Source organism: Micromonospora sp. A202 (genome assembly GCF_006715105.1).
Lineage (GTDB): Bacteria > Actinomycetota > Actinomycetes > Mycobacteriales > Micromonosporaceae > Micromonospora > Micromonospora zamorensis.
This window is the reverse complement of the sequence record NZ_VFMP01000001.1, coordinates 4,339,803-4,351,961: the sequence shown is the minus strand read 5'-3', so window position 1 is coordinate 4,351,961 and position 12,159 is coordinate 4,339,803. Positions and strand designations below refer to the sequence as shown.

Sequence of the window (12,159 nt, the reverse complement as noted above, 5' to 3'; positions counted from 1 at the left end):
GGGCTCACAGTTCTTGACAAGGCCGCATCGGTTCGCCCGTTCCAGGGTGCCTAGGACGATGGCGGAGAGGTTCTGATCGTCGGAGCGGAGGGGGACGGCTGAGCGGCGCCTGCGCCGCAAAACGTGCCGGCGGGGCAGGTCGGCTGGCGATTCTGCGCCGGTTCTCTTCTGCCAGCGCGCTGCCGCCGGAACAGCTCTGCTGGGACGGGCGCTCGGTACGCGGAAACGGCTGTGGCCCGACGGGTATGTCGGGCCACAGCCGTGCCGGTTGGTTGTCAGGCGGCTGCTGCCGAAGCGTGCTGCCGGGCGGCTTCGCGGCGGCCGGCCGCGGCACGTCCTGCGCGACGCCCGCCGCGCTGCTCGGCCTGCTGCCGCAGCCGCGCCGTGGTCTCCGGCGACGCGACCCCGGTCAGCAGCCCGTCCGCGAGGGCCTCGGCGACGCGGCTGTCGATGCGGGACAGCCGCATGCGGAGGGCGTCGACGCTGACACCATTCCTCGCGGCGATGGGCTCAATCGCCCGACGACCGAGCCGCACGTCGATGTAGGGCTGCTCGTCCTCCGGGTCGAGGATCCCGAGGGTCACCGCGCGGCGGACCAGAAGATCCGGATGCCCGTACGGCACCGGCGGAGTGCGGGAGCCGGAAACGAGGTGCTCGATGTCCTGCACCGGCAGGTACTCATGCTGCCGCAGCCGCAGGTCCCGCCCGGCTCGCCACGCCGCCTTGCACAGGCTCGCGTACGGCGCGGGTTTGGAAAGGTCGGCCCGGTCGCGGAGCGCGCTCAGGAACCCGGTCAGGATCTCGGCGTCGATATCCGCAGGGTCGCCGGTGTAGCCCTCGCACAAGTGGGCCGCGTACCGCTGTAGCGCCGGCATCGCCATGCCGACCGCGGCGACGACCCAGTGCGGCCCGTCGAGCCGGGCGCGTCGGATCAGCTCCCGCCACACCTCGTCACGCGCCGTGTATGCGCGGGGGTGTCGCAACAGCCAGTCCCGCACTGCGGGCAGCGGCATCACCGGCCGCGGCAGACCCGCGTCGGAGAAGAACGCCGTGCAGTCGAGAGCCAGCGGCGCAGGCTCGCAGGTCAGCGCGGCGTAGGCGGTCGCCGCCGCGTCGAGGGCGGAAGTCGGCCAGTTCGTAGCGTCGGACGCGCTCATGTCAACACTCCTGTGACACCGAAGGGATGCGAATGCCGTCGCCGGCGTTGTCACGGCGATCGGTGGCATCGATTGCGCCACAGAGAGCTCACAAGGTCCTGACAGAGCCGCTCACGGCGCTGTTCGTCGCCCTCGAACCGGGCCTCTGTCAGTGGCCCGCCCGCACGGCGCGCCATCGCCGCTAATCGTTGGCAATAGCCTGACAAAGGCTAGTTGACCTGCCCTGTGACACCCTGACAGAGCCTGTGACGGCGCGCTGTTCGGAGCTGGTGACGCAGGCTCACGTCGCGACCCGCGAGACGGCGCGGACGACCTCACAGGGGACACGCGCGGCCGGCTGTGACAACCGGGTCGGCTCACAGCGCCACTGTCACCGCTCGCCGGGGACGGCACGCGCGGGCTGCGGACGTACCTGTGACAGTCGGGGGCAGGCTGTCACCGCTGGACATTCCGCACCCTGTGACAGGCGGCGCCGCGCCGATGACAACGGCCCCGCACACACGACGCTCGGCGCGTCTCACAGTGCCGGTCAATGCTCATGTCTACGTCGACGCCCGACGCGTTCTCCTTAACCGGCGCCGGCACCGTCAGCGCCTTCTGTCAGTGACCCAGCGTCAGTGACAGGGGTGAGTAGGGACGAGGCCGGTCCCGTCTCGGTAGGGCGAATGCCGATGGCGGCTGTTACGTCGCGCGCACCAGGCAGGACGAGGAAGACCGGGACAAGCCGCTGCCGGGTCGAGCGTTGTGAGCGGTTGTGGGTTCGGCAAGTGTTCGCCGGGGCTCACAAAACCCGGTTCGGGGATGTCAGCGCTTCACGGCGCGGCGCGGAGCCGACAGCACATGAGCGAGCACACGCCGCACCCACACCCGCAGGCCGACCACAGCGAGCCGGCCGACTCCACTCTCATTGACCTGATCGCCGGCGACCCGCCGGTACCGATCACGGTCTGGCGCACGGCCCGTACCGACGCCGACCCGCACACCAGCCTGCCCACCCGTCTGGCCTACCGCCTCGTCGCCGCCTACAGCCGACCCGGGGAAGCGGTGGTCGACCTCACCACCGACCACGTCCTCGCACCCATCTGCGCCCAGGGTCGTCGCCAGCACCACCGCGCCTGGTTCACCGACAGCTCCAACCTGATCATCGGACCCGCCACCGCCGGACCGCCGGCGCCCACGACCGCAACCAACCCGCTCACCGCGCCCGGCGAGCCGGAGGCCGGCGACGCGCACGACCCGCCCGAGCTGGTCGACTGGTTCGGCGACGACCTCACCGACCCCGACCTGCCCGGCACCGACACGGCGGTCGTCCGGCCGCCCGACGACGGGCCGCTGGACGCGGCCATCAGCCTGGTGGTCGCCTCGTGGCCGCTGCATGAGGCGGGCACGATCGGCCGGGTCCGCCTCGCCTGGCTCCTCGCTGCCTGCGCGCGGCTGCTGCGCCCCGGCGGCTGCCTCGTCCTCGTCGTCGGCGTCCCCGCCGGCACGCAGCCCACGCCGGAGGACTTCGGGCCGCTCGTGGCCGCCGCCTCCGCGGCGGGACTGGGCTACCTGCAGCACATCGTCGCCGTCGAGGCCGACACCGACGGCGACCAATTCATCTACTTCGGCACGGATGAGGAGCTGCTCACCCTGGTCCACGCCAACCCCGAGCAGTGGTCGGTCGCCCACTTGCGGGTGCACGCCGACCTGATGGTCTTCACCCCCCACCCGGCATCTGCCTCGGGGTCGGGACGGCGCCGTGGTCGCGACGGCGGTGAGCGCCGTGGCTGAACACACCACCGCGGGATCTTCCGGCGCGGGCGAGCCGGACACCAACAGCTCCGCCGCCGGCGAGGACTACCCGGGCCGGCACCGCGACTACGAAGGCCGCCACCGCGCCAATCCTGAGGGCCTGTCCGTCTGGGCCACCGCCCAGTCGACCGGCCCCGTCCAGCGACGCGGCCGGTACGTGCCGGAATCGGTCAAGCATCCCGCCCGGATGCTGCCCGCGATCGCCGCCCACGCGATCGCCGCCTACACCCAGCCCGGCGATCTGGTCCTGGACCCGATGTGCGGCATCGGCACCACCCTGGTCGAGGCCGTCCACGCCGGCCGCGACGCCTTCGGCATCGAATACGAGCCGCAATGGTCGAACATCGCCGACGCCAACATCCGCCACGCCCACGACCAGGGCGCCAGCGGACGCGCGTCCGTCATCCGCGGCGACGCGACCCGGCTGATGTCGCTGGTGCCGAAGGCCCTCACCGGGCAGGTGGCGCTCGTGGTCACCTCACCGCCGTACGGTCCCACCGTCCACGGCCTTGTCCGCCCCGGCGAGCACGGCGTCGTCAAGTACGACGACCGGTACAACGACGGCGAGGACAAGGGCAACCTCGCCTACCGCGACCTGACCGGTCTCACCGACGGCTTCGCCGAGATTCTGCGCGGCTGCGCCACCCTGCTACGCCCCGGCGGCGCCGTCGTGGTCACCGCCCGTCCGTGGCGCAAGCGCGGCGAGCTGGTCGACCTGCCCAGCGCCGTCATCGCCGCCGGCCTGCGCGCCGGCCTCGTGCCGACCGAGCGGTGCGTTGCCCTCCTCGCCGCCGTCCGTCACGGGCAGCTCGTCGCCCGCCCGTCGTTCTTCCAACTCCAACAGGTCCGCAAGGCCCGCTCGTCCGGGGTGCCGATGCACCTCATCGCCCACGAAGACGTTCTGATCTTCACCAACACGCGCAGGCCTGAGGACGGGCCAGGGGTGGTCGCGTGAGCCCACCCACCCACCGCTACCTGTCCCTGGGCGCCGGCGTGCAGAGCTCGACGCTCCTGCTGCTCGCCGCCCAGGGGGCGATCCCCGGGTTCACCGCGGCGATCTTCGCCGACACCGGCTGGGAACCGGCAGCGGTCTACCGGCACCTGGACCGCCTGACCGGCATCGCCGAGCAGGCCGGAATCGAGGTGGTACGCGTGAGCGCCGGTGACATCCGAGCTGACGCGCTCGACCCACTCCACCGGTTCGCCTCCATGCCCATGTTCACCCTCGGTCCTAACGGCGAGCGGGGCATGGCCCGCCGGCAGTGCACCTCCGAATACAAGATCAAACCCATCAAGGCTGAGGTGCGGCGCCGGCTGGGCTACCCACACCCGAGGCGCGTCCCGGCAGGGGTCCGGGCAGAGGTCGCGATCGGGATCAGCCTCGACGAGATCGGTCGGGCCCGGGACTCCGACGTCGCCTACATGCGCAACGTGCACCCGTTGCTCGACGTCGGTTGGCGACGTACCGACTGTCTACGCTTCCTGGCCGAGCACGGTCTCGCCGACACCCCGAAGTCATCGTGCGTGGGCTGCCCCTTCCACGACGACGGCTTCTGGTTCGCCCTGCGCGAGCACAGCCCACGGGAATGGGCGGACGCCGTCGCCTTCGACCGGTCCATCCGCAACGGCTCCGCCCGGGCCAACGCGGACGGACATCCCTTGCGCGGCCAATTCTTCCTGCACAGACAGCGAGTACCACTCGACAAAGTACAGCTGCGCCCACGTTCCCAACCCGCAGAAGCGCCTGGCTGTGGCCCCTGGTCCTGCCCGCAGGGCGAGCCGTCGACAGGCGACGCCGGGCGCGGGGAGGTGGCGTGAGCATTGCCCACACCACCGCCCCCCGCATCGGATCGCTGTGCACCGGCTACGGCGGCCTCGACATGGCCGTCGAGCTGGTGCTCGGCGGCCAGCTCACCTGGTACGCCGAGACCGACCGGCACGCCACCACCGTCTGCGCCCACCACTGGCCCGCTGTGCCCAACCTCGGCGACATCCGCACCGTCGACTGGACCCGCGTCGCGCCCGTCGACGTCCTCACCGCCGGGTTCCCGTGCCAGGACATCTCCAACGCCGGCAAGCGCGCCGGCATCACCGGAGAGCACTCCAGCCTGTGGAGTGCCGTCGCCGACGCCGTTCGCGTCCTTCGACCACCGCTCGTGTTCGTGGAGAACGTCGCCGCCCTCCTGCGGCGGGGACTCGACGTCGTCGAAGCCGACCTGGCCACGATCGGGTACGACACAAGCTGGACGTGCCTACGCGCGTCCGACATCGGCGCCGCCCACCGCCGCGACCGGCTGTTCCTGCTGGCCGCACCCACCCCACGACCCGGGGGAGATGCGGACGCTGCCGACACCCTGCGCCCGTGACGGCAAAGGACCCGGCCACCAGCACGGCCTGCCCGACCTCATCGAACCGTCGGGCTCCACCGACGGCCTCCTACCAACCACCACCGCGGGGCACATCGCTCGCACTGGCCACCACCGGCACACGCGCACCGACGCCGCACGGCTACTGCCCACCCCCAGGGCGAGCGACACCGGCACGCCCGGACGACGCGCGGGCACCGGGTTCCGGCCCCCACTGTCCGAGGTGCTGCTGCCCACCCCGCGGGCCACCGACGGCGAAAAGGGCTGCCCAGGGCAGCGCGGCTCCCACGGAGACCTCACCCTCCCCTCCGCGGCAGTGCGGGTCCCGGCCCGGATCCTGCCCACCCCGCGCGCGTCCGACGGGCGCGGCCCCGGGCGCCACGGCGACGGCGGCGCGGACCTGCGCACCACCATCGCCGCCCTCGGGCAGCCCGACGAGCAACGGTGGGGCGGCTACGCCGACGCGGTCGCCCGCTGGGAGCTACTGCTCGGCCGCCCCGCACCCGAACCCACGCAAACCGGCCGGCACGGCAAACCCGTCCTCGCACCGCCGTTCGTGGAGTGGCTCATGGGCCTGCCCGAGCACTGGGTCACCAACCCCAACCTCGGGCTGCCCCGCACCACCGCACTGCGGGTCCTCGGCAACGGCGTCGTCCCCGCCCAAGCGGCGACCGCCCTGCGACTGCTGCTCTGCCAGCACACCTAGCCACCGCCAGCACAGGGTGGCTCGTCGTGGGCGCATCCACGCAGCGTCCGCGACGAGCCACCACCCGCGGTGTCCAGCCGCCAGAACCTCCGACGTTCGGGAGTCCACCGATGTCTGCCAACCTGCCCCGAGCCCGACGCCGACCACCACCGACCGCCCCCACCGTCGACCACCGCCCAGCAGTCCACAACGAGAAGGGTCCGCAGCTCTACACCCCAGCCGAGGCTGCCGCCCGACTCCGCGTGCCGGAGTCATGGCTGCGCCGACGCGCCGGCCGCCGCCAGATTCCTTGCACCTTCCTCGGCAAGCACCTGCGCTTCTCAGCCGCCGACCTCGCCGCCATCATCGCCGCCGCCGCCCAACCCCCCACCGGCCGGCGCGCCCCCCGACGACGCCGGCACCCCACCGGCGACTTGCCCCACCCCGACAGCCACGCGTCAATCACCACCGCACCCGACACCAACCGGACGGAGACCACACCATGGCCTGGGTAGAAAAACGCGGCACCCGATTCCGCGTACGCCTGCGCATGCCCGACGGCACCGTCACCACCGACTCAGCCCACGACCTGCGCGCCGACGCGGTCATCCGCGCCAAGGAAATCGACGTCGAAACCGCCCGGGACACCTTCATCGACCCCCGAGGGGGACGCATCCCCCTCGCCGACTGGGTCCCGATCTGGGAAACAACCCACCAAGCGGGCCCCGCCACCTGGGCCGCCTACCGCAGTCACCTACGGCTGCACATCCTGCCCGCCCTCGGCCCGCTGCCGCTGGTCGACATCCGCCGCCAACACGTCAAAACCCTCGCCGTCGCCCTCGGCAAACGCCTCTCACCACGATCCGTCGCCGACGTGATCATGGTCCTGTCGATGGTTCTGCAAGAGGCCGTCGAAGACCGCCGCGTTCCCTTCAACCCTTGCCGGGGAGTCCGCATCCCCAAAGGCATCCGCGCTGAACGACCGCATGCCACCGCCGAGCAGGTCGCCGCGATCGTCGCCCGCCAAGCCCGCCCCAGCGACGGACTGCTCATCCTCACCGCCGCCTACACCGGCATGCGCTGGGGAGAACTCACCGGACTCACCCGCGACAACGTCGACCTCACCACCGGCAGTATCCACGTCCACCCCGACGTCGGCGCACTGCACGAGGTCGAAGGCAAGCTGTTCCTCGGCCCACCCAAGACCAACGACAGCGTCCGCCACATCCGGCTACCCCGCTTCCTGACCACCCTGCTCACCGTCCACCTCGCCGAACAACCCCACGACCTCGTCTTCCCCGGGGCTCGCGGTCATCACCAGCGGCGCTCCAACTTCAACCGCCGCGCCTGGACCCCAGCCGTCACCGGCAACCCTCAACGGGGCATCCCACCGGTCCTGCCCGGCATGCACTTCCACGACCTGCGCCACACCCACAAGACCTGGCTAATCGAGGACGGCATCCCCGAGATCACCCAAGCCCGCCGCCTCGGTCACCGCCTCGCCGGTGTACGGGGTATCTACAGCCACGTCACCGAGCCGATGATCACCACCGTCGTCGAAGCGCTGCAACGTCGATGGGAAACCACCCAGCCCGACCATGCCAGCGATACCGTCCGACGGCTGCGCGTGGTCGCCTAACGAACAGGGGAAGATGAGAGTCATGCCCCAGGCCTTCGTCGCGAAACCACCGTGCGCGGTGCGCGCGACCGGCAGCCCACATCGAACTCGTCGCACCCACCGCCCAACCGGTCCCCTCGCAGCGTCACAGCGGCCAGCAATGGTGGCTGCCGCTTTCCGGGATCGTGGCGAGCAACGGATCCGGCCGACCGGTGGACCTGGCAGAGGCACAACGGATAGCTGACGCCTTCACCCAGCCGTACCGGTACGCCGCGGTAACCTTCGCGGGCTTCTACAACGACGCCGGATTCTGCGGTCAGTGCGAAGCCCCGCCACCCCGCTCCCGGGCGATGGCGTGCTGGCGAAAGATTGGTCGAGTCGAGGCGCAGGGGTCACCGACCTGGTAAATTCTGCGTGCTCGCTAACAATTTCTCCATCCTAACCGGTGGCGCAGTCGATTTGGCTCACCGTCGTCTGGCTTCGCAGCCGCGTCTGTTCATCAACTTTTACGCAGTTGAGTTGGTGGGGCATGTTGTTCGTCTCGATGAAGTTTGCGCCGCGCAGGTCGGCACCTTCGAAATCGGCGGCCTGGACGTTTGCGGGTCCGAACGACGCTCTCGATAGGTCGGCCCTTCGCAGCAATGCGCTCTGGAGCTGAGCAAACTGTAAGCCTGCGCCGTGCATTCGGGCATCAGACAGGTCAGCCTCGGCAAGCAACGCGAATCTGAGGTTCACGACCGACCCGGAGATGCCGGACAAGTCCGAGCGCTCGAGATGGGCGTAACTGAAGTCCGCTTGGTCGAGACGAGCGTACTTCAGGGTAACTGCGGTCATCACTCTTCCGGTGGCTTTCGCTCCCGCAAGATCCGACTCCGTGAAGTCCGCTTTTTCGAAGTCACCCCACAAGTTCGCCTTTACAAGAGAGGAGCGAGTGAGGTTTGCGCGCTGGAAGTGGCCGACGAAAGTCGCGCCGTCAAGGTGGGCGCCAGAAAGGTCGACAATGGTGCCACCGTCGGCACCGCTGTCGCGACGGCCGAGGACGGTGACCGCCGCTTGGATGTCCGTAGGCGGAAGCCGGCGGACCCAGGGCTTCTCCGTGAAGGCCGCCCAGCTGAACTCGTACGGGTCGTAGCTGGTGCCCTTGTTCGGGGACCGATCCCGCACAAATCCACACAAAACCTCAATTATTGCCGGTTGATCCGCTGGCGAGTCACGCATGATGCGCTCAAGTGCATAGATCGCACCTAGTCGTACGCTGGTCTGCTCCGCGCCAAGTTGCTCTACTGCTCGTGCAAACCGATCTGTGATCTGACCCCGCTCCTGCAGTTCGACCTGCTGTCGGGCAGCATCGACCGAGCGTCCCGTATAGATGATCGAAATGCTGCTCACGAGCAAGGCGCCGACCGCTGCCAGGGCTGTCGCTGCTGCGGCCACCCGCTGCCAAGGCGATTCGAAAGGTTGGCGAGCGGGGACAGCGCGGGTACGACGACGAGGAGGCACGGACTCCATTGCAGCTCACAGGGGCAAGGATTCCGATCTCCGACATATGGTCGTCCTGGCCGCGAGGTCCGGATAATGACAGGATTTGCCGGTGGGCACAGACGCGCACCAGACCCTGATGGACGCAATCCGCGACTTGGCCGCCTTCCTGTGGCAACACCGCAGCAGCCTGGAGGACCCAGCACCGGACGTAAAGGCAGGCATTACCAACCGGCTACGCCAGGTCAACGACCACGCCACCACCGTTGCCCGCACCAGCGGCTACCTGCACACCCTCGACTTCGACGACCCACCGGACCCCGACCTGGAAACCTGGGGTCGCCGGCTGAACCGTAGGACGCTACACGCCCTCGGTATTGCTGACCTCGTCGCCGACCTGCCGGAGCCGGTGATCCCGGACCAGGTCGTGTCCGACCTCGCCGGGTATTTGGCCGGGCCGCCGGTACCCGGCGAGAGGATGTACGTCATCGATGCCGACATGCCGATGACCGGACAGCACCAGATAGCCGGATGGACGCTGGCCCGGATCGGTCCCGACGACCTGGACGCGCTGACCCCGCTGCCGTCAGCGCGTGGATTCGCCCAGGACCCGTGGGACGACGCCCTCCGCAACGGTGGATGCGTCGTCCTGCGCCAGGCCGACCCCGGGCTTGAGCCACGGGCGAACACGTGGTTTCCCGCCGCGCTGGGGACCGATTTGACCGAGGCGGAAGTGGCGATCGAGGCGTGGGCACCACTGCTGCTGATCAACCTGGCTGCTTATGACCGCGTCGTCGTCGGCGCCGAGTATCAGATCGAGCCCGGCCGCGTCGTCGATCGGATTCGCGGCACCGGCCTCGGCCTGGTCGACAACGGTAATGGCGAGGTCATGTGGGAGGAGCCCGCGTGGGGGCCATATCGACCCAGCCCGGACGAGGTCGCCATGATGCTGCAGACCGTGGCGGTCCTCGAACCGTACCTGCAAGCATTCCACGTATCCACAGCTCCGTTGAGCAAGCAGGGTGGCAAGGCGCTAAAGGCTGCCGAAGGCAGGTTGCGACGCAGCACCCACCGGCTGCTGGCGCTCAGCACCTTCCTTGGCACCAACGGCGACGTGACCCGGCCCCGCGACCGCCCCGAAGTGATCTTTTGGCTCATCTCGGCACTGGAGCACCTGCTCGTACCAGACTCCAATGACGGAGACTACGGCCGCAAGGTCGCGCAGCGCGCTGCGATTTTGATCGGCGACGGTGACGGCGACGACCGGGTGGCGATCTACCACGACGTCAAGACCGCCTACGGCATCCGGTCCGCCGTCGTGCACGGCAGCCCGCTGAAGGACAAACAAGCCGATGACCTCCTCAACCTCCCCCGCCGGCTGTACGGCTACCTGAGGGAGGTACTCCGGGCATTGATCATCCTCGGCCCACAGTTCCAACCTGGAGAAGATTGCGACGCTGCGCTGCTTTCGCAGACCGCGGCGCAGCGTCGCATCCACGGCCCGCTTCAGCTGGTTCTAGGGCCACTTCCCGAGCAGACCCGCAGCTTGCGCGCTCAGACGTACCGAACGCGAAGGTTGAGAAACAGGCGCCGGCGCGCATGACTCAACTCACCAGCACGTGCTCGACATGCCCACCCCGATTGCATGATCCTTAGGGCAAGCCTCGGCGGTGGCGATTGAGCCTCCAAGGCCGGTGCGATGTCAAAGGGGAGGCGATGATGACCGCTGCGGAGCAGAGTCCTTCCCGGACGCCGCCGTCGCCGGCAGATGTCATCCGGGGCATGCTAGATCTTGCTCATCAACAAAGTTCGGCGAAGCCCGTCGTTCGCCCGGACGAGCGTGGCCGGTTTGCTGCGGCGCTACTGCCCGAGGTCTTTCCTGTCGTCGTGGACGCCAACGCGCTCCGGGACGACCTGCTGCGGGTCGCTGCCGGTCAGCCGCGCACGCTGATGCTGAACGCGGCCAACTCGGGTGTCCTGAGACTGTTCTGCGCACCACACGTCCTGCACGAGGTCGAGGAACACATGGAGGAATGGTCAGGGCAGCGGCGACTCGGTCTTTCAGTCGTTCGCGCGGCGTGGCAGGACAGCGTTGCGCCCCTGCTGCGCTGTGTGGAGGTGCCGGCCGGGCTCACGACAGTCGCTGAGCAGGGACGGCTTGACTACCTGGCGCAGCCGTCCTCTACCAGCAGGTACTGCGACCCCGACGACGTTCCCACTGCGACGCTGGCGCTGCTGCTGACCGCTGCGCTGCTGAGCAAGGACAAGGCGCCCGGCCGAGCGGTTTACGGCGAGACGCACGACCACGTAGCCCACGCGCAGTGGCGCGGTGAGCTGAGTGCCGTCGGTGACCTCGGCCCGCTCGGAAGGCTCGTTCACGCGCTAAATTCGCTTCTCGGCCTCGCCGTCGAAGGTGTATTCCACGGGATCACTGCTGCCGCTCGCCGCGTGCCGTGGCCGTGGCTCGTGATCGGGGCGCTGGCTACCGCAGGTGCAGTCCGCTACGTCGTCACACCCGAGACGAGAGCCAGGGTGCAGGCTGCGCTGGGCGCTGGCCTCTCCACCACCGCTGCGACTGTCGCCGAGATCCTGACACAGCGTGATGCCGCGCGACGGCAGTTCGAGACGCTCCAACCGAGTCAACCGGGCAGAGACGAGATCATTGGGAATCACGTTTCCTCGGCGGTCCTGACCCGAGCGTGCCTCTATCGCCTGGCTCGCAGCCCACAACGTGACCAGAGCGCCCGGGAACTGACCGATGCGCTGAGGCGGGTGGACGGTGTCGCTACCAGCGAGACGAAGGTGCGCTCGATGCTCCGCGAGAACGCCGCCTTCGTCGAGCCCAGCAGGGGACGCTTTCAACTCGGTCGGCCAGCCAGCACTTTACTGACCCAACGGAAGGCGCTATAACCTGTTTTGAGCGTTCATGGCGTTGTTCCACCGTGCTGGTCACGGCATCGGCCGGTCACGGTGGGCAGGCAAAGCGATGCGCCCGCGTTGAGTAACCTGTTGCGGCTGGGTTGACTCCGCCGGTTCCGCTTCGGAGGCGGCTCTGCCCAG

The 12,159-nt window shown here is 69.2% G+C and carries 11 protein-coding genes; 9 read left to right on the top strand and 2 right to left on the bottom strand.

From position 1 onward, the window contains the following. Positions 1 to 275 precede the first annotated feature (275 nt). Complete coding sequence (locus FBZ33_RS20065) at positions 276 to 1,157, bottom strand: hypothetical protein (protein ID WP_099855402.1); 882 nt, start codon at positions 1,155 to 1,157, stop codon at positions 276 to 278. An 840-nt stretch (positions 1,158 to 1,997) separates the two neighbouring features. Here FBZ33_RS20065 and FBZ33_RS20060 point away from each other — a divergent pair. The 7 genes from FBZ33_RS20060 (at position 1,998) to FBZ33_RS20030 (ending at position 7,641) form a co-directional block, all read left to right on the top strand. Continuing rightward, the gene (locus FBZ33_RS20060) at positions 1,998 to 2,930 is read left to right on the top strand and encodes a hypothetical protein (RefSeq protein ID WP_099855400.1); all 933 of its coding nucleotides are present in this window, start codon (positions 1,998 to 2,000) and stop codon (positions 2,928 to 2,930) included. Beyond that, positions 2,914 to 3,906 carry a TRM11 family methyltransferase gene (locus FBZ33_RS20055; RefSeq protein WP_370453024.1) on the top strand — a complete coding sequence of 331 codons (993 nt, stop codon included), beginning with the start codon at positions 2,914 to 2,916 and terminating at the stop codon, positions 3,904 to 3,906. The genes FBZ33_RS20060 and FBZ33_RS20055 overlap by 17 nt, the downstream gene beginning before the upstream one ends. Further along, the gene (locus FBZ33_RS20050; RefSeq protein ID WP_141910264.1) at positions 3,903 to 4,769 is read left to right on the top strand and encodes a hypothetical protein; all 867 of its coding nucleotides are present in this window, start codon (positions 3,903 to 3,905) and stop codon (positions 4,767 to 4,769) included. Before FBZ33_RS20055 ends, FBZ33_RS20050 begins: the two co-directional genes overlap by 4 nt. Then, positions 4,766 to 5,317, top strand: coding sequence for a DNA cytosine methyltransferase (locus FBZ33_RS20045; protein WP_099855394.1), 552 nt, complete (start codon positions 4,766 to 4,768; stop codon positions 5,315 to 5,317). Before FBZ33_RS20050 ends, FBZ33_RS20045 begins: the two co-directional genes overlap by 4 nt. Then, entirely contained in the window at positions 5,286 to 6,023 is a 738-nt protein-coding gene (locus tag FBZ33_RS20040) for a hypothetical protein (RefSeq protein WP_099855392.1), read from the top strand. Before FBZ33_RS20045 ends, FBZ33_RS20040 begins: the two co-directional genes overlap by 32 nt. Positions 6,024 to 6,133: 110 nt before the next feature. Then, positions 6,134 to 6,517, top strand: coding sequence for a helix-turn-helix domain-containing protein (locus tag FBZ33_RS33450; RefSeq protein ID WP_141910263.1), 384 nt, complete (start codon positions 6,134 to 6,136; stop codon positions 6,515 to 6,517). Further along, positions 6,505 to 7,641: a site-specific integrase gene (locus FBZ33_RS20030; protein ID WP_099855390.1), complete on the top strand. Its 1,137-nt coding sequence runs from the start codon at positions 6,505 to 6,507 to the stop codon at positions 7,639 to 7,641. The genes FBZ33_RS33450 and FBZ33_RS20030 overlap by 13 nt, the downstream gene beginning before the upstream one ends. Positions 7,642 to 8,058: 417 nt before the next feature. On the opposite strand, the gene FBZ33_RS20025 is transcribed toward FBZ33_RS20030, so the two are convergent. Beyond that, a complete protein-coding gene (locus FBZ33_RS20025) occupies positions 8,059 to 9,054 on the bottom strand; it encodes a pentapeptide repeat-containing protein (protein WP_185755363.1) in 996 nt (331 codons plus the stop codon). Positions 9,055 to 9,211: 157 nt separating this feature from the next. Here FBZ33_RS20025 and FBZ33_RS20020 point away from each other — a divergent pair, with 157 nt between their 5' ends. Beyond that, positions 9,212 to 10,702, top strand: a complete 1,491-nt coding sequence (locus FBZ33_RS20020; RefSeq protein ID WP_141910261.1) for a HEPN domain-containing protein — start codon at positions 9,212 to 9,214, stop codon at positions 10,700 to 10,702. Positions 10,703 to 10,818: 116 nt separating this feature from the next. Continuing rightward, positions 10,819 to 12,009 carry a PIN domain-containing protein gene (locus FBZ33_RS20015; RefSeq protein ID WP_158240954.1) on the top strand — a complete coding sequence of 397 codons (1,191 nt, stop codon included), beginning with the start codon at positions 10,819 to 10,821 and terminating at the stop codon, positions 12,007 to 12,009. Positions 12,010 to 12,159 lie beyond the last annotated feature (150 nt).

Bases quoted from the DNA above. Each gene is read 5' to 3' on its own strand.
- FBZ33_RS20060 (WP_099855400.1), top strand. From the start codon at position 1,998: ATGAGCGAGCACACGCCGCACCCACACCCGCAGGCCGACCACAGCGAG.
- FBZ33_RS20030 (WP_099855390.1), top strand. From the start codon at position 6,505: ATGGCCTGGGTAGAAAAACGCGGCACCCGATTCCGCGTACGCCTGCGC.
- FBZ33_RS20015 (WP_158240954.1), top strand. From the start codon at position 10,819: ATGACCGCTGCGGAGCAGAGTCCTTCCCGGACGCCGCCGTCGCCGGCA.
- FBZ33_RS33450 (WP_141910263.1), top strand. From the start codon at position 6,134: ATGTCTGCCAACCTGCCCCGAGCCCGACGCCGACCACCACCGACCGCC.
- FBZ33_RS20040 (WP_099855392.1), top strand. From the start codon at position 5,286: ATGCGGACGCTGCCGACACCCTGCGCCCGTGACGGCAAAGGACCCGGC.
- FBZ33_RS20065 (WP_099855402.1), bottom strand. From the start codon at position 1,157: ATGAGCGCGTCCGACGCTACGAACTGGCCGACTTCCGCCCTCGACGCG.